The organism is Photobacterium makurazakiensis, from assembly GCF_050336715.1.
Lineage (GTDB): Bacteria > Pseudomonadota > Gammaproteobacteria > Enterobacterales > Vibrionaceae > Photobacterium > Photobacterium makurazakiensis.
Map to the genome: position 1 here is coordinate 25,312 of NZ_JAKJSJ010000060.1, position 15,137 is coordinate 40,448.

Below are 15,137 nucleotides of genomic sequence, written 5' to 3' on the forward strand. Positions count from 1 at the left end.
ATCTTTGCTGTTGTGATTACGAGATGGTCACATTGTATCATTTCCTTACCAAATGTGACCCAATCTAACCAAAAGAAAGATCTCTTATTATATACACTTCAAACTGGCATGCATAAAAACAACGTATTAAATCCGTGCAGATAACTGTGTGGAACCGGAGAATGTTTTATGAGTCTTGTCAGCATGCCTTTTGTTGATAGTGGCGTAGATACTGCTTTGCATGTAGTAGCTGCTGTTGTACTGCTGGGTTCAATTGCCGCCGTCGTTTACGGTTTTTGGCGAATTCATGAGTTACCAATCCAAAAAGCGCACACAAAAGATCACCATCAAATTGGATTAATCACCGCTTTAACATGGATAGGGTTTATCTGGCATTGGGTTTGGGTAGTTGCTGTCATTATTGCATTTGTCGATGGCGAAAAAGCACTGCGTCGGATCCGTGATATTTGGAAAGGAGAGAGTGATCCGCTCGCACCAGTACAAGATCTGGCTTCACCATCAGTAGTACAAACTAAAACGGTTAAGGCTACTGTCGAAACTGCTGCCGCGGAGGTTGAGAATGCTTGAGGGTCTAGCGGTTTGGGCATTATTCATATACCTGTTGCGCCTAGTGGGTATGCCTTGGAATAAGTACACCCAAAGTTTTGCCTACCTTGGTGGTGGCGGTTGGCTATTGTTTGTATGGGTTGGCTTGATCACCTTTGCACCGATGGATTTATCTGGCGGTTCAGTGGTGCAATCCCCACATGTGCAGCTGCGGCCGGGCTCAACAAAAATAAAGGGTAATGTTGATCAGATTTTTGTTCGTCCGAATGAACAAGTCACCAAAGGTCAGTTGGTATACACCATTGAAGATGAGCAATACCAAATTGCACTCAATAAAGCTCAAGCCGGCTTAGATGCAGCCGCAGTGACGTTGTCGATTGCTAAAGAAGAAGTACGGATTAGCGCCGAAAGCTACCAAGCGGCACTGAAAGATATTGAAATCTCTAAGCATCAATTAGTTGCTGCAGAAGAAGAGCTGAAATGGAAGCAAACCACACTCAAACGCTACGAAGAGCAAAACCGTGTGGTGAAGCATACCATTACAGAAACTAAAATGGATGAGCAGCGTACTGCGGTAGAAGTGGCGAAAGCACAACAAGTTGCTTTGAAGTCACAACTTGATAAATCGTTATTATCGTCAAACAAAGCAAAGCTTGCTTTAGAAAAAGCAGGGTTAACGGTTGAGAGCAAACGCGTTAATGTCGCGAGTGAAAGAGAGAATGTTGCTCAGGCACAATGGAATCTCGATAACACCAAAATCCATGCGCCATCAGACGGGTACTTAACCAACTATATTATGCGCGAAGGTCAATACATTGGTACGTTGCCACGAATTCAGATGTATACCAATGAAAAGTATGTACTGATGCGGGTAAACCATCAGGCTATTCGCAATGTAAAAGTTGGGCAACAAGCTGRATTCACCTCTGCTGTCTATCCGGGAAAAATCTTCAATGCTGAAGTTGAAGGTATTATTGAAGCAACAGGTGAGGCACAGGGAAGCCTATTGGCGCGTGATGACAGTATTCGCCAAACCACAGGACAGAATGTGATGAACAAACATCATTTCGTCCGACTTAAGCTTGTTGAAAACGATGGTTATGACATACCGGTGGGTTCGGTGGGGTTGGCATGGATAAGTGCTGAAAAGCCAATCAGCTTCCTTCAATTCTTGGATGTTATACGTGGGATTATTATTCGAATGAAATCACAAATTTACTATGTTTGGTCAATGTAATGCTTAAGACCTGTACATAAAGCACAAGACAGGGTAGCGAGATAACTACCCACTTACTGACTACGACTCTGCTGACCGTAGGCTTTGCTGCAATTTTCTGGTAGTACGGAGTTGCAGCTTTTTTTTTATATATCTCCTCAACATTGAAACAACGAACGCTATAGCATTTTTATCTTCAAGATCAATTGAAGGATTAGATCTAGTGACTTAGCCAAACAACGCTATAACCGCAAGGGTAAATAATACAATATGTGGAAAAGCGATGGTTGGTCTGAGTGATTGCGAAATATATTCTTTTATTAATCCAAATTGGCTTGGTCGAGACTGATAATATTGGCTGTTGAACTGATATGGAGGCTCACTATTTTCATCAATGATGTCATTTTTTATTGATTGTTCAAGGCCAAGTAGCCTTGGTTCTATTCTGGATTGAAAGGTTTTCCAAATTGCATCCTGCATCCACAAAATGAGTAAAATGGTGACAGTAAATAAGGTGACATCGCTGAATAAATAAAACGAGCACAAGAGGGTAATACTCAGTAGCTTAATAAGCAGAGAATACTTTTCATACCCATCAAATTGACTTTGTAGTAGTAACCATTCGTTTTCTAATCCTTGTTTTTCGATTGTACTCATTTTATGTCCATTAAAAGAGTTATTGGTATGTGCTGATTTGCTCTATTTACTTTAGACAACAAAATTCTTATTTGCTTTTTTGTTTGCTTAAAGCATCGTTATACTGTGGTGGTTGTTTGTATGGAGTGTTTACTTTGTCATTGAAATTGTCCTCATCAGCGTTAACCCAAAGAATCAAAATGGGTACTTTACTCATAATGATTTTGGGCTTTTCTTCGGTTTCGGCGAGAGAGGTTGCCTTGCGGCAAGATATCGCATTCGGTGATGATATTAAGTATGTCAGTACCATTGCTGAAGGGTTTGATTGCTCGGTGTTATATCATGACGGTGATGCTGAAAACCTCGCGTATTGCTTCGATGACACCAGCTTATTTAACCTCAATACCGGCTTATATAGCGCACACTTTATTGATGGTAAAGTTAATAGGGTCGAATATCGAGCCCCCTTAACGTTGGTTAATTACAATGCGATACTTGCTGGCTTGCGACGCCAGAATTATGTATTTGCCAAACTACATGTCGCTGATGAAAAACTTGATGTATTGGCTAGTCTGCAAGTATTAGGTAGACAAACAACTGATGATCAGATGTTTAAGCTTGCTAACCGCTATGATCTCACTGTTCATCGTGAATACTTTTTCTTGGATAACAGTAGTTTCCAGCAAGCAAGTCAACTTGGGCTAGAGAATATTGATGCGTGGCTATTAAATGAGTCATCAGACAATAGCTTTGCAACGACGACTCTAGTCCGTCTGTACATTGATGGTAGTGAAATAGCGCTAGACGCTTATTTACCCTTTGCCGACTAACTTCCGGTCTTGGCCATTATTAGCTGGTGGCTGGACTATCTACGATTCATGGTAAACAAACTCAGTCTTGCCGAAGTTTACTCACGGTAGATATAGGGGTTGGAAAGCGTTTCACGACCCAATAGGTTGAAACGATAAAAGTGGTCATAGTGGCCACTTGGATAAACAATGCAGCATCGGGTGAGAGTAAATTAGCTTGCATCGCCGCATAGGCGACTAAGAATGAAAACTCACTGGCTTGACTCAGCCTTGCACTAAGTTCTCTATTCATCGAGTCTTTCTCTTTCGCTAAAGAGAGAGCCTTTGAAAACCCCCATGCTTTTACTGCGACGAGTATAACGCCAAAAACCCCGCCCCATAAAACATAGATATTGGCTTGGTCCAGTGTCATTCTTGCGCCGATAGCAAAAAAGAACAGAATAAGAAAAAACTCACGTAGGGGCTTTAGGTGTACAGAAATAGCTTGTGAGACTTGGCTAACTGCAATGGATATTCCCGCAATAAATGCCCCACTTTCATATGATAGCCCCACTTGGTGACTGAGTTCGGCCCAGAAAAAACACCAAGCTAATGTTGTGACGAAGCTGTATTCCTGAATGACATCGAAACGACGAAATAGCGGTAAGATCAGAAAGCGAACCCCCATAAATGCGAGTAAGCAAAGCATGGCAAACTTGCCAAGCATGAACACAAATGACAACAACATGTCGTTCCCGTCACCCATGTTGAAAAAGATGATCACACTAATGGCGAGAATATCCTGCACCAGCAGAATACTGGTAATGACTTCACCCATGCGCTTGTGATGTAACGTCGTGGTTGGAATGAGCTTTAAGCCAATTACCGTGCTGGAAAACATCATAGCAGCTGCCACTATGATGGCGTCAATAACGGATAGTTGGATAGATATACAGAACAGCAATGTGATTAAGAAGAAAAACGCACAAGTACCGAGAGTAATGATGGCACTTTCTTTAAATAGGCTGAGTAACTTTTTAGGTTGGAGGTTTAGCCCAATTAAGAAGAGTAGCAATATCACCCCAAGGTTGCCTATTTGCGTAATATTTTCGGCACTGGTAACAAGGTTTAGGCCGTGTGGCCCTATAAGCATACCAGCTGCGATATAGGCGAGAATAATGGGCTGGCAGGCATATAAAAAGAGTGTACCAAGAATCGCAGCACTGATAATAATTGCACATAATTCAAAGATCAGCGGCGCTAAATCAATCTGCATAAATGCGACGCCTATATTGCTGGAACAGGATTTAAGTTTGGTTCATTACAGCCTATTACGCCTAGGTGTCTGGTTTCTTATTGAGTTTATTATTATGACTCAACAGTGATCTGCGTCACACTTATTATACGGTTCGCTGTTCTGTATAATAATGTGGTGATAATCTCATTTCTGTAATGGTTCTCGCAACAAGGATGTTGTCGATTAGGCTTATATTTAAGTTACCTCAAGATACTTTTGTGCCTTGAAGGAGCTTGGATTTTATGCAGCGGGCTGAGCCCGCTCTTTTTTTATCTACATTAATTTAACTGAGCATTCAGTGTTTTGGTTGTATTTTAGAGTTTTCACTCTAAAATGTTGAGTATCTAGCCACCTTTGGGCTGAAAGGTACAAAATGAAACTAAAACCCATCGCTTTGCTAATATGTTGTGCATCTTTTGTTATGCCAGCAACAGCTGCGGTATCGCCAATTGATGGTGAGAATAAAACCAATACAGCAACGCCATATACTGCTCGTCAAAATGTCAGTTTTTTTGATGCGTGGCGCGCTGTAGTTGAAAATAATGACGGCTTGGCGGCAGAGCGCGCCAATGTCGATCGTACTCGCCATATGCAAGATGCAGCAAAAGATCTGTATCTTCCGAAAGTAACCGCCTCGGCAAAATATACCCGTCTTGATAAAGCCGTTGAAATCAAACCCTCAGACTTGTTTGATAGCATGGCGGTTAGCGATAAGCTTAATCTTAACCTCTCTTCGCTTGACCCACTTTTTACTTCCCAGCTGACTGAGCGTGATGTGTTCACCAGTTCCATTCGTGCTGTTTGGCCGATTTTTACCGGCGGCAGGATTAGTGCTGCCCAAGATATTGCGAAAGGGCAAACAGAAGAAGCTCAGTATCTGTTGGCAATGAAACAGCAAGGAACATTTGAAGATCTCTCAAAATTTTATTTCGGTGTTGCGTTAACACAGCAAGTGCTAGATGCACGTCTAGATGTTGAATCAGGCCTGAAAAAACATTTTGAACATGCCAAAAAGCTTGAGCAGCAAGGTCAGATAGCAAAGGTCGAAAAACTCCAAGCAGAAGCCTCTTACGATAAAGCACGTGTTGAGCGACAAAAAGCCCAGCGAGATATGGAAATCGCGCAAGTTGCGTTAACCAAATTGTTGAAGCTTGATACACCAGCAATGCCTTCAACAGCACTGTTTATCAATCCATCGTTACCGCCAATGTCGGCTTTTATTGATAAGACCCTGATTGATTACCCTGGGTTACATATTCTTGATGCCAAGAAAAAGCAGGCCAGCGGGTTGATTGATGCAGAAAAGGGGAAATACTACCCAGAAGTGTATCTGTACGGGAATTATAACCTGCATGAAGACGATACATTGGCATCGAAAACCGCACCTGATTGGGCAGTTGGTGTCGGGGTAAATATTCCGTTATTAGATAATTCTGGCCGCTCGGGGAAAGTCAAAGCTGCCCATAGCGCAGTCACCCAAGTGAACTACTTACGTGCTCAAGCAGAGCAAGATTTAACGGTGTTGGTTGAAAAAACGTACCGCGAAGCAATGCAATCATTAGAAGAGTACAACGGCTTAGCTTCAAGTTTGCAGCTTGCCAAAGAAAATGTCCGCTTACGTGAAAAAGCATTCAGTCAGGGCTTATCAACATCGCTTGATGTTGTAGATGCCGAAATGTATTTAGCGGGTGTTAGAACCCAGCGTTCGGCCGCAGCATATCAGTATGTCATTTCTCTTACCCGGTTACTGGCCGTGAGTGGTGAAATTAATAGTTTTAATCAATATCAGCAATATCAAGGTATAGAGGTTCAGTCATGAGTAAGTTTAAGTCTATTGCAATGCTTGTTCCGGTTGCGGCACTTGTTGGCTGGCTAGGGTTTACCTTCTGGCAAGCTTATCAGCCAGATCCAATACGTATGCAAGGGCAGATTGAGGCCCAGCAATACAATATCTCTTCTAAAGTACCAGGACGGATTGAGCAGGTTTTGGTAAGAAAAGGCGATCAAGTTTCTCGCGGTGAGTTGATATTCACCCTGTTAAGTCCAGAAATTGACGCCAAGCTTGAACAGGCAAAAGCCGGACGAGAGGCTGCAGGGGCAATGGCGGCACAAGCTGAAAAAGGCGCTCGCAGCCAAGAGATAGCGGCAGCGCGTGATCAGTGGCAAAAAGCTAAAGCGGCGGCTGCTTTGATGGAAAAAACCTATCAACGGGTAGATAACCTCTATGAAGACGGTGTAATGGCTGAACAAAAGCGTGACGAAGCTTATACCCAATGGCAGGCTGCGCGATTTACTGAGCGAGCAGCTTATCAGATGTATGCAATGGCAAAAGAAGGGGCGCGAGACGAAACCAAGCGTGCAGCCGTTGAAAAAGCACGTATGGCAGCAGGTGCTGTTGCTGAAGTGGAAGCTTATGCCGCAGATACACAGGTTGAGAGCTGGTACGACGGTGAAGTGGCACAAGTTCTGCTCCATGCTGGTGAATTAGCCCCACAAGGTTTTCCAGTTGTGAGCGTGGTTGATATGAACGATGCATGGGCGGTATTCAATGTGCGTGAAGATAACCTAAAAAACTACAACAAAGGTGCAGAGTTTAAGGCGGTTATCCCAGCTTTAGGTAGTGAAAGCCATCAGTTCAAAGTAACGCATGTGGCTGTGATGGGGGATTTCGCAACGTGGCGCACGACCGATGCAACCCAAGGCTTTGACTTGCGAACGTTTGAGGTTGAGGCTCGTCCACTTAAACCGATCGAAGGTTTACGTGTTGGTATGAGCATCATTGTTGAGTAATCGCTTATGACAATAGCTCAAGAAACGGGTGAGGTGAGTGTGTTAGCACAACTTGCTAGAGAGTGCCGGATAATCAAAGGTGACCGATGGATTTTTGCAATGTCCTTTTGGTTGCCGTTACTATTATTTACGTTGCTATGGGGGATATTCTCCACCGGCATTGCACGGAATTTACCGATTGGAGTCGTCGATCTCGACCATAGTCAATTATCACGGCAGTTAGTCCGCCATTATGATGCGAGTCCTGTGTTAGCGGTGTCAGAGAGATATACCTCTGTCGCTGAGGGGAGTGCAGCACTGAGAGGGGGAGGTATTTATGCACTATTGGTTATCCCCCCAAAGCTTGAACAACAGACGCTAATAGGGCTATCACCAACGGTCACCACTTTTTATAACAGCCAGTTTATTCTAATTGCTAAGCTTGTGAATTCTGCTGTGATACAGGCACAAGGTACCTTAAACGCCTCAATAGATACGCTGAAAAATATGGCAAGTGGTGACAGTGTACCGGTCCAAGCCCTCGGGCAGGCAGTGCCTTTACGGTCGCAAATTACACCGCTATATAACAGCAACAGTCATTATGGCCAGTTCATTGTTTCTGCGGCTATTCCTGCTATCTGGCAAATTGCGATTGTGATTACCACGATCATGGCCCTGTCGTTTGAAGCTCGTAACAGTGCTAATTCGCAGCAGGGTATTAGTAAGTGGCTGTCAGGTATGCCTGTGCGTAATTTAGCCCTTAAATTGTTGCCGTATACCTTGCTGTTTATGGTGCAAGGGGGAATATTCTTAACGGCCTTATATGGGGTGCTAGGTTGGCCGATGCATGGTCATTGGGCCATTTTAATACTTGCACAATCGCTTATGGTGTTGGCGTGCCAAGCAGTTGCTTGCTTGTTCTACTTACTGACATTGGATGCGACAAAAGCGATGAGTATGGCAGCTGGTTTTACTGCGCCCGCTTTTGCGTTTGTCGGTATTACCTTTCCGGCGAGTGACATGCCGTTTTTGGCTCAAGTATGGCGGGCAATGCTGCCGGTATCACACTACCTTGAGGTTCAAGTTCATCAGGTGAATCAGGGGCAAACATTAGCACTTGCGATGCCTCAGCTGCTGGCCTTGCTGGCTTTTTCTCTGTGTTTTGTTGTTGTGGTATGGCGATCACTACAGCTTGCACAAGGTGGTACTGTGTGTAACCAGAATGGGAGTAAGTGATGAGTTGGCGTTCACTGTTCAAATTTGAACTTAGGGCTATTTTCACTAACCCTTCGATTTTATTTACCATATTTGGTGGGGTATTAATTTATTCTTTTTTATACCCACTGCCTTATTCAAACCAGTTACCTCGAAACCAACTTATTGCCGTCGTTAATTTAGACCAAACACAATTAAGCCGTGAGCTGGAACGTATGGTTGATGCAACCCCGCAGGTGCAAATTGCAGCGCGAGCACATAGCTTGGGTGAGGCAAAGGCACTTGTGAATAATGGTCAGGTTGATGGCTTGCTGGTGATCCCGCAACATTTTAACCGTGACTTGTTGCTAGGAAAAAGTCCGACACTTGTTTACGCGGGAGATGCGGCATACTTCTTGGTATATGGCACCATTGCAGAAGGGTTAGCCACCGCTGGTGGTACATTAAGTGCCAAAGCTAAAGTGTCTCGCATGGTAATGTCTGGCGAGAATATTGCGCTAGCATCAGAACAATATACTGCGATTAAAGTGAATGCTCAGCCTGTTTTCAACCCTACAATGGGGTATGTAAATTATGTTGTTCCGGCAGTCTTCGTGTTGATTTTGCATCAAACCTTGCTCATTGCCGTTGGGCTACTGGGGGGAGGGCAGAATGAACATTATCGTGAGGGAAAATCCGGTTACTGGCTACATTATCCAGCATGGCAGGTGCTGGTCGTTCGAGGTATCTCGTTTACCCTTATTTACCTGCCATTAGTGATGTATTACTTTGGTTTTAGCTTTCGCTATTACAATATTAATCGCTTAGCTGAAATATCCGATTTACTTGCGATGGTGTTACCGTTTTTATTCGCTGTTATCTTTTTAGGTATGATCCTCGGTCAGTTGGTTTCTCGTCGAGAGTTAGTAACGGTAATGGTACTGCTTAGTTCACTGCCAATAGTTTTTGCGACAGGCTTTATTTGGCCTATAGAGGCTATCCCTGCACCCATTACGGCCTTGGTTCAGTTAGTGCCATCTACGCCAGCCATCAATGCCTTTTTACGATTAAATCAAATGGGAGCAAGCTTTGACCAAGTGATTGGTTACTGGGCTCAACTTTGGTTACAGGTCGTGATATATGGTTCGATTGCCGTGTGGTTAATGCTAAAGGTAAAGAGACGAGCAAGGCCTGCAGTGAAAGTACGCTAGTACAGGGCGGAATAAGGAAACAAAAAAGGGTGTCGCAAAGCGACACCCTTTTTTGTTTGTTAGCTTATGTAATACCAACCTACATAAGTACTTGATCAGTATTACTGGTTAAAACCGCTGTTCTCTACGTTAGAGATTTTGTAATTAGAACCACTAGTTACTGCAATCTCTGCCTTGATAACAACAATTTTTCCTGCGTAATACTTAGATCAATTACTTATCCAGATTGGTATAATTAAGCGATTTGGGTTTCTTTTTGGGTGTTTTGGCGGCGTTTCACCATCAGCAGAATACCCGCACATACCATGCCGGCAGCAGAGACCGTTAAGCCAATACCGAAGATCATTTGATATGCTTCAACTTTATCGAAAGTATCAATGATCCAACCATTAAGCGCGTATGCCCAGAATACAGAAGCGTAGGCAGCAAATGAACCAACACTCATGGCTGCACCACTGCATTGCTCAGGAACCCCGGCTTCTGCTACTGGAGCCAAAATAATACCTTTGGCTAAGAAAATAGAGAAAGAGAATGCCATTAATAAGATCATGTTCATCATTAACATGCCTTCAGTTTTTGGCATCAGAATAGTACCCAGCAAACACAAAGCAGTTAAACCAAGCGCAAACATCATCATTTTAGTTGAAGATTTAAAAACGAAGTCCGAGATTGAACCTGCCACTAAACCGGCAACGACACCCATTGCACCTGTATTGATAATACCGAACATCGCAGCTTGAGAGGTGCTTAAGCCAAATACCGCTTGTAGGTAAGGAACGGTATAAATGAGAGTAATGTATGTCCAATATACTGTCATTGATGTCAATGCAGCTAACCATACTGTTGGCATCTTCAATACATGGATAAGGCCTTTAAGCGCGGCTTTATTTTTAGTTTCGCCTTCTTGTACATGCAATGTATTTTCTGGCACATATTTCCAGATAAGGAAGATCATTGGAATAATCAGTAGGGTGTAGAAAACAATCGCGCCCTTGAAGACGAGGATCGAACCGCCGACTAAAGCCATGATACCCACAATAGCGGCATTCATGCTCATTTCCATTGCACGGCGAACAGACTCAAGTAAGCCAAACGCCATACCTTTGTTGTTGTCTCCCGACATCAAGGTAACGCCATTTACAACAGCAGGCCAGAATATCGCATCGGTTATACCCCATATAGCGGCAATAATTGCTAATACGGTAAAGTCGGGCTGGAACACAATGATAAACATCATGCTGAGGAAGCGGACAATGAGGCTGTTCATTAGAATGGAACGTACAGAAAAGCGGTTATTCACCCAGCCAGCCGGGATATAGAAAAACATCGCAGAGCCAATAAGGGTAAATAATATCCCCATCTGCGTATTATCAATACTAAGTACATCGAGTAAAAGGTTATAAAATGTACCTTTAAATGCTTCAAAGGCGGAATAAATTATTTGTCCTGACATAACAACAGATAAAAAACCATAAAATCGTTTGTTGGAGTCAAAACCTATTTTTTGTATCATTTTATTCATAATATACTTTCTTCTTCTTATCGATTCTTGTAAGAACGATTCACGTTATACGTTTTTATATTTAGAAGGGAACTGGTGCGCAATATCGGTAAATACACCGTCGACGCCCCAATTGAATAGCTGATTGGCACGCGCAAGATCATTTACAGTGTAAACGTTGATTTTTAGTCCGGCTGCTTTGAATTGCTGTACTTTTTCTTTGGTTAAATTGACATCTTCTGGGTGAATATATTCAGCTTGGCAAGCTTGAATGATTGAGTGCCAATCATCCCATAGGTTTGCATCTTCAAATAAACACGCAATGGCGGTATCAGGGCGACGACGTTTGAATTCTGCTAGTGCTAGATGGTTAAAGCTTGATATTATTAGCTCTCGATCTTCATTAAGCTTTTGTAGTTCAGTAATGACATTATCAAGCAGCTTCTCTGTCATATCCCAACCAGCAGTACATGACTTGATTTCAACGTTGAGGTTGAGCTTATGTTCATTAGCAAGAGTAACGAGTTGTTCTAAAGTAGGGATTCGTTCGTTAATGAAATCGTCATGGAACCAACTACCAGCATCAATGCTTGGTAAATCACTTTTGGTTAGATCATACAAGCTACCACAGCGATCAGTACAACGATCCAGTGTATCGTCGTGAGAAAGTACAACCGTTCCATCGGCTAAGATATCGACATCACATTCAATCCATTGAATACCATATTGCTTGCACATGGAAAAAGCGGCTAGCGTATTCTCTGGTGCTAACGCTGACATACCACGGTGAGCAAATACTTTTTTCATTTTGTTACCTTTACTGTTTTCGAACGAGCTTTATTGTTTTCGAACGAGTTTTGTCGTGGTCGGAAATATACAGGTGGAAGTGCATTAATAATGTGACATAAATGCAATAAAAGGCAGGCAAAGTGTGATCTGTTTAGCAGATAAGCGAAAAAGAGAAAATATCAAATAAACAGTAAGTTGTTAGAGAAGATAAACGATAACCAATCGTTTTGGCTCGTTGTGTCCAATACAATACATAACAAAGGGTGATCTGTCTTATTCGATAAAAGCTAGGAAAGCTATATGCAGGTGTTTATGAGGGTTTGATGTAACTTTGTTCACTTACGAGCATGTCAGGGGCGGTATTATCGAAATACTCGCCCATATCATGCCGAATCTTACAATTTAGGTAGTTTGGCCTGTGGCAATTACTGAGTACTTTCAGTGGTTGGCTGAACGTAAGCTTTAGTTCCCCATAACGGAACTGTAGACAGGCTATGCTTGAAACTTCCTTCTGTCTCTTTAGTTGTGTAAGACAAGTAGAGCAGGGTTTGGTTTTCTGCATCGTAGATACGTCTAACTTTCATTGTCTTAAAGAAAATGCTTTTTGATTTTTTAAAGACAACTTCTCCAGACTTACTTTTATCAATAGTCGCAAGCATCTCTGGTGTTATATCACCGGTTTGACGGCAAGAGATTGAACTATCACTTGGGTCTGCCAGACTTAAATTAGCTTCAACTGATGCGATGTGACAGGTTATTCCTGGAATTTTATCGTCATCCAAATTCGAAATTTTTATGTCCTTCATGGTAAAGATGCCCAAGCTCACATCACCCACTTCATTCTCCGAGCAACCAGCCATTAATGTGGTCGTAGCGATTAGCCCCGCAAGCAATAACTTTGATTTCATTATTTATTCTCCATCATTTTTCATGATGATAGCAGCTAGTCACCAAGATGGATAATGCCTTTAAGTATTAGCCGTGGGTCTTTACTAACACTCACATAATAAAATTAAGATTTATTATGACTGAGTTGCCACAATTTTTCGGCGTGAGTACCAATAAACCAAAAACTGAGGGCAAGAATAGCGAAGAAGATTGTTTTATGCATTGAATCCCAAAAGTATTCAAAGTATCGAGTATAGAGATTGATTAATAAAAAAGTGATACCAAAGCTGCGAGCAAGTTTGTCTTCTTGACTAATGCCATAGTAAATAAGTCCTAGGCATATAACACAAGACAAAATACCCCAATGGAGCAATGTAATTTGTGGGACTTTAGACCAAGCCGCGGCATCACCGTAATTACCTATGATCGATACCAACCATAAGGCAAATAATACATAGAGATAGCCTATGAAACGTGTAGGCTCTATAAAGGGCTGATAACGTGCATGTTGCGTAAATAGGTGTGCAAAAATTAAGACAAATACACCTAGAAAAACAAGGCGTAGAGGCTGATTTAATCCGAGAAAGTGACCGCTGGGTGTTTCCCACAGGTGGCTTTGCTCCAGCCCCCACCAGGCAAAGCTGAATAGCGAAAATAGCCAAACTAAGGTACTTGGCAGCTTGAGGCCGAGTACAACATAGATCATCGTCAATAACAGAAGGAATGGAGCGGTTTCGGTCTGGATAAACAATGACGTTTCTTGTAAAAATCCGAGAGATACAGCGGTAAACAATACGCCAAAGAAATAAATGGCTTCATTACTAATTTGTTTAGCTGGAGCGACTTTTCGGCGTCGTTGCCCGGCCCAGAATGCGGCAGCTGCAATAAGCGCACTTAGAGCAGAAAGCAAGCTTGCAGGTGTATCAATCAATTTGGCCAGTAATGCCATAAGATAATCATCGGCAAGTAGCACGCCAATAGAAATGATGAAGCAGGTAATGGCAATCCAAAAGGAATAGACCGCGATAAGCTTCCAATCGAAACCAATCACGGTGTAGCTATCACGCAAGGTTTTTGCCATTTCAGGAGGAATAGTTTGCTCATCCTCCCAGTGCTGGATGGCTTGGCTGATTGTTTTGGCTTGACGTTTACTGATGCGCATCATGTACCAGTGTATAGAAGAAGTGAATAAGGCCGAAAATGATTATTGCTGTACTTCTTCATTATCTTCTGTGATCTCTTCAGGCATAAACGTCAGAATATGCTGTTCAGAGGTTAGCGTCAGAATGTTGTTTTCAAGTGCCGCGTTATTCCATGCTTGTAGGGATTGGGTCATAATTGCCTCCACAGTGGCTTGGTCATCTTGAATACAGATCATTTTGGTGGAACCCATGCCATTAAGGCGGAGTTTATTGCCGTCGGTGACCTCTAACTGGCCAAAGAAGCGGTTACAACCACTAAACCCTGACACTTTTAAATCGGCATCTATAGCCATACCGGGAACGGTTCTCGGCTCTGCTATTAGAATATTTTTTCCATCGACTTTGGTGAGTACCCAGCTTTGCTGGAGGTTTTTTTCAGAAAAACCTTGAGTAACTTCAGCTTCGCAGCCCATTAAGAAGAGAGGAACTGCTGATAATGCGATTAGCCACTTTTTCATAGATATCACCTAAATGATTAAAGACCTAAATTTCTTTAAGATTGGTATAATAGTAGCACTTTTCGGTAAATATCAGAATCTTATCGAATAGTTATAAAAAGCTTCGCCCAAAGCGATTGACTTCGCCCTCTTGCAATCGTAATCCTGACTCTTGCTTGTTTTCATAGGCTTGAAGAGCTCGTTGGGCATCGCAATAACTGTTATTTTCTGCGAAGACCTCTCGAGTGAAATCAATTGCTCGTTCAGCGTTTCGACGAACCTCTTGGCTCGACTGACTATCACTGAACAACATTTGTTGTTTGCCGATGAGTTTTTCCATTTCTTTCAGACAAATCATTTCATTATCAGGTAGAAAAGTTGTTGCGTTAGCTTTCATCGCCATAAAGGCGATAACAGGAAATAATAAACGTAGCTTTAGCATGTATCCTTCATCAATAAAATTGGCAGCGGTGCTTATAGTGATTGAAACGACCGCTATAACTCAAAAAAATAGAGGCGGTGTCTGTTTTTTATAACTTGGTAAATAAGAAAGCTTCGTTAACAAATTATATTACCCTTCAATATGTATGGGTAAACTGCTGAGCTTTTAATTTATTAGCTATTTAATAGCGGTAATGTCGATAAACATTTACGGCACAGGCA

Annotated in this window: 15 protein-coding genes; 7 read left to right on the forward strand and 8 right to left on the reverse strand. The window is 42.4% G+C overall.

All coding sequences use genetic code 11. The features are described from left to right. The first annotated feature begins 168 nt into the window (after nt 1–168). Both L4D09_RS22870 and L4D09_RS22875 read left to right on the forward strand, forming a co-directional pair. Nucleotides 169–567, forward strand: a complete 399-nt coding sequence (locus L4D09_RS22870) for an MFS transporter (protein ID WP_428459846.1) — start codon at nt 169–171, stop codon at nt 565–567. Continuing rightward, entirely contained in the window at nt 560–1,783 is a 1,224-nt protein-coding gene (locus tag L4D09_RS22875) for an HlyD family secretion protein (protein ID WP_428459847.1), read from the forward strand. Before L4D09_RS22870 ends, L4D09_RS22875 begins: the two co-directional genes overlap by 8 nt. Nucleotides 1,784–1,990: 207 nt before the next feature. Here L4D09_RS22875 and L4D09_RS22880 read toward each other — a convergent pair whose 3' ends face one another. Then, complete coding sequence (locus tag L4D09_RS22880; RefSeq protein ID WP_428459848.1) at nt 1,991–2,419, reverse strand: hypothetical protein; 429 nt, start codon at nt 2,417–2,419, stop codon at nt 1,991–1,993. Between the two features lie 179 nt (nt 2,420–2,598). On the opposite strand from L4D09_RS22880, the gene L4D09_RS22885 reads away from it, so the two are divergent. Continuing rightward, nucleotides 2,599–3,228 carry a hypothetical protein gene (locus tag L4D09_RS22885; RefSeq protein WP_428459849.1) on the forward strand — a complete coding sequence of 210 codons (630 nt, stop codon included), beginning with the start codon at nt 2,599–2,601 and terminating at the stop codon, nt 3,226–3,228. A 61-nt stretch (nt 3,229–3,289) separates the two neighbouring features. Here L4D09_RS22885 and L4D09_RS22890 read toward each other — a convergent pair whose 3' ends face one another. Then, nucleotides 3,290–4,462, reverse strand: a complete 1,173-nt coding sequence (locus L4D09_RS22890) for a cation:proton antiporter domain-containing protein (RefSeq protein WP_428459850.1) — start codon at nt 4,460–4,462, stop codon at nt 3,290–3,292. Nucleotides 4,463–4,856: 394 nt separating this feature from the next. Between L4D09_RS22890 and L4D09_RS22895 the strand changes: the two genes are divergently transcribed. The 4 genes from L4D09_RS22895 to L4D09_RS22910 are packed head-to-tail and all read left to right on the forward strand — an operon-like array spanning nt 4,857 to nt 9,657. Continuing rightward, entirely contained in the window at nt 4,857–6,302 is a 1,446-nt protein-coding gene (locus L4D09_RS22895) for a TolC family protein (protein ID WP_428459851.1), read from the forward strand. Further along, complete coding sequence (locus L4D09_RS22900; RefSeq protein WP_428459852.1) at nt 6,299–7,273, forward strand: HlyD family secretion protein; 975 nt, start codon at nt 6,299–6,301, stop codon at nt 7,271–7,273. Before L4D09_RS22895 ends, L4D09_RS22900 begins: the two co-directional genes overlap by 4 nt. Before the next feature lie 6 nt (nt 7,274–7,279). Then, the gene (locus tag L4D09_RS22905; protein WP_428459853.1) at nt 7,280–8,488 is read left to right on the forward strand and encodes an ABC transporter permease; all 1,209 of its coding nucleotides are present in this window, start codon (nt 7,280–7,282) and stop codon (nt 8,486–8,488) included. Further along, on the forward strand, nt 8,488–9,657 hold the full coding sequence (locus L4D09_RS22910) for an ABC transporter permease (RefSeq protein WP_428459854.1): 1,170 nt from the start codon (nt 8,488–8,490) through the stop codon (nt 9,655–9,657). The genes L4D09_RS22905 and L4D09_RS22910 overlap by 1 nt, the downstream gene beginning before the upstream one ends. A gap of 235 nt (nt 9,658–9,892) precedes the next feature. On the opposite strand, the gene L4D09_RS22915 is transcribed toward L4D09_RS22910, so the two are convergent. The 6 genes from L4D09_RS22915 to L4D09_RS22940 form a co-directional block, all read right to left on the reverse strand. Further along, nucleotides 9,893–11,179: an MFS transporter gene (locus tag L4D09_RS22915; RefSeq protein ID WP_428459855.1), complete on the reverse strand. Its 1,287-nt coding sequence runs from the start codon at nt 11,177–11,179 to the stop codon at nt 9,893–9,895. A gap of 45 nt (nt 11,180–11,224) precedes the next feature. Beyond that, a complete protein-coding gene (locus L4D09_RS22920) occupies nt 11,225–11,965 on the reverse strand; it encodes a glycerophosphoryl diester phosphodiesterase (RefSeq protein ID WP_428459856.1) in 741 nt (246 codons plus the stop codon). A gap of 407 nt (nt 11,966–12,372) precedes the next feature. After that, nucleotides 12,373–12,855 (reverse strand): CreA family protein, encoded by a 483-nt coding sequence (locus L4D09_RS22925; protein ID WP_428459857.1) that lies wholly within the window; start codon nt 12,853–12,855, stop codon nt 12,373–12,375. A gap of 104 nt (nt 12,856–12,959) precedes the next feature. Beyond that, on the reverse strand, nt 12,960–13,997 hold the full coding sequence (locus L4D09_RS22930) for a hypothetical protein (RefSeq protein ID WP_428459858.1): 1,038 nt from the start codon (nt 13,995–13,997) through the stop codon (nt 12,960–12,962). A gap of 42 nt (nt 13,998–14,039) precedes the next feature. Beyond that, nucleotides 14,040–14,495, reverse strand: coding sequence for an META domain-containing protein (locus L4D09_RS22935; RefSeq protein WP_428459859.1), 456 nt, complete (start codon nt 14,493–14,495; stop codon nt 14,040–14,042). Nucleotides 14,496–14,586: 91 nt separating this feature from the next. Further along, entirely contained in the window at nt 14,587–14,916 is a 330-nt protein-coding gene (locus L4D09_RS22940) for a hypothetical protein (RefSeq protein WP_428459860.1), read from the reverse strand. Between the last annotated feature and the right edge of the window lie 221 nt (nt 14,917–15,137).

Coding starts and splice junctions, on each gene's coding strand:
- L4D09_RS22870 (WP_428459846.1), top strand. CDS start 169: ATGAGTCTTGTCAGCATGCCTTTTGTTGATAGTGGCGTAGATACTGCT.
- L4D09_RS22880 (WP_428459848.1), bottom strand. CDS start 2,419: ATGAGTACAATCGAAAAACAAGGATTAGAAAACGAATGGTTACTACTA.
- L4D09_RS22885 (WP_428459849.1), top strand. CDS start 2,599: ATGGGTACTTTACTCATAATGATTTTGGGCTTTTCTTCGGTTTCGGCG.
- L4D09_RS22890 (WP_428459850.1), bottom strand. CDS start 4,462: ATGCAGATTGATTTAGCGCCGCTGATCTTTGAATTATGTGCAATTATT.
- L4D09_RS22895 (WP_428459851.1), top strand. CDS start 4,857: ATGAAACTAAAACCCATCGCTTTGCTAATATGTTGTGCATCTTTTGTT.
- L4D09_RS22900 (WP_428459852.1), top strand. CDS start 6,299: ATGAGTAAGTTTAAGTCTATTGCAATGCTTGTTCCGGTTGCGGCACTT.
- L4D09_RS22905 (WP_428459853.1), top strand. CDS start 7,280: ATGACAATAGCTCAAGAAACGGGTGAGGTGAGTGTGTTAGCACAACTT.
- L4D09_RS22910 (WP_428459854.1), top strand. CDS start 8,488: ATGAGTTGGCGTTCACTGTTCAAATTTGAACTTAGGGCTATTTTCACT.
- L4D09_RS22915 (WP_428459855.1), bottom strand. CDS start 11,179: ATGAATAAAATGATACAAAAAATAGGTTTTGACTCCAACAAACGATTT.
- L4D09_RS22920 (WP_428459856.1), bottom strand. CDS start 11,965: ATGAAAAAAGTATTTGCTCACCGTGGTATGTCAGCGTTAGCACCAGAG.
- L4D09_RS22925 (WP_428459857.1), bottom strand. CDS start 12,855: ATGAAATCAAAGTTATTGCTTGCGGGGCTAATCGCTACGACCACATTA.
- L4D09_RS22930 (WP_428459858.1), bottom strand. CDS start 13,997: ATGCGCATCAGTAAACGTCAAGCCAAAACAATCAGCCAAGCCATCCAG.
- L4D09_RS22935 (WP_428459859.1), bottom strand. CDS start 14,495: ATGAAAAAGTGGCTAATCGCATTATCAGCAGTTCCTCTCTTCTTAATG.
- L4D09_RS22940 (WP_428459860.1), bottom strand. CDS start 14,916: ATGCTAAAGCTACGTTTATTATTTCCTGTTATCGCCTTTATGGCGATG.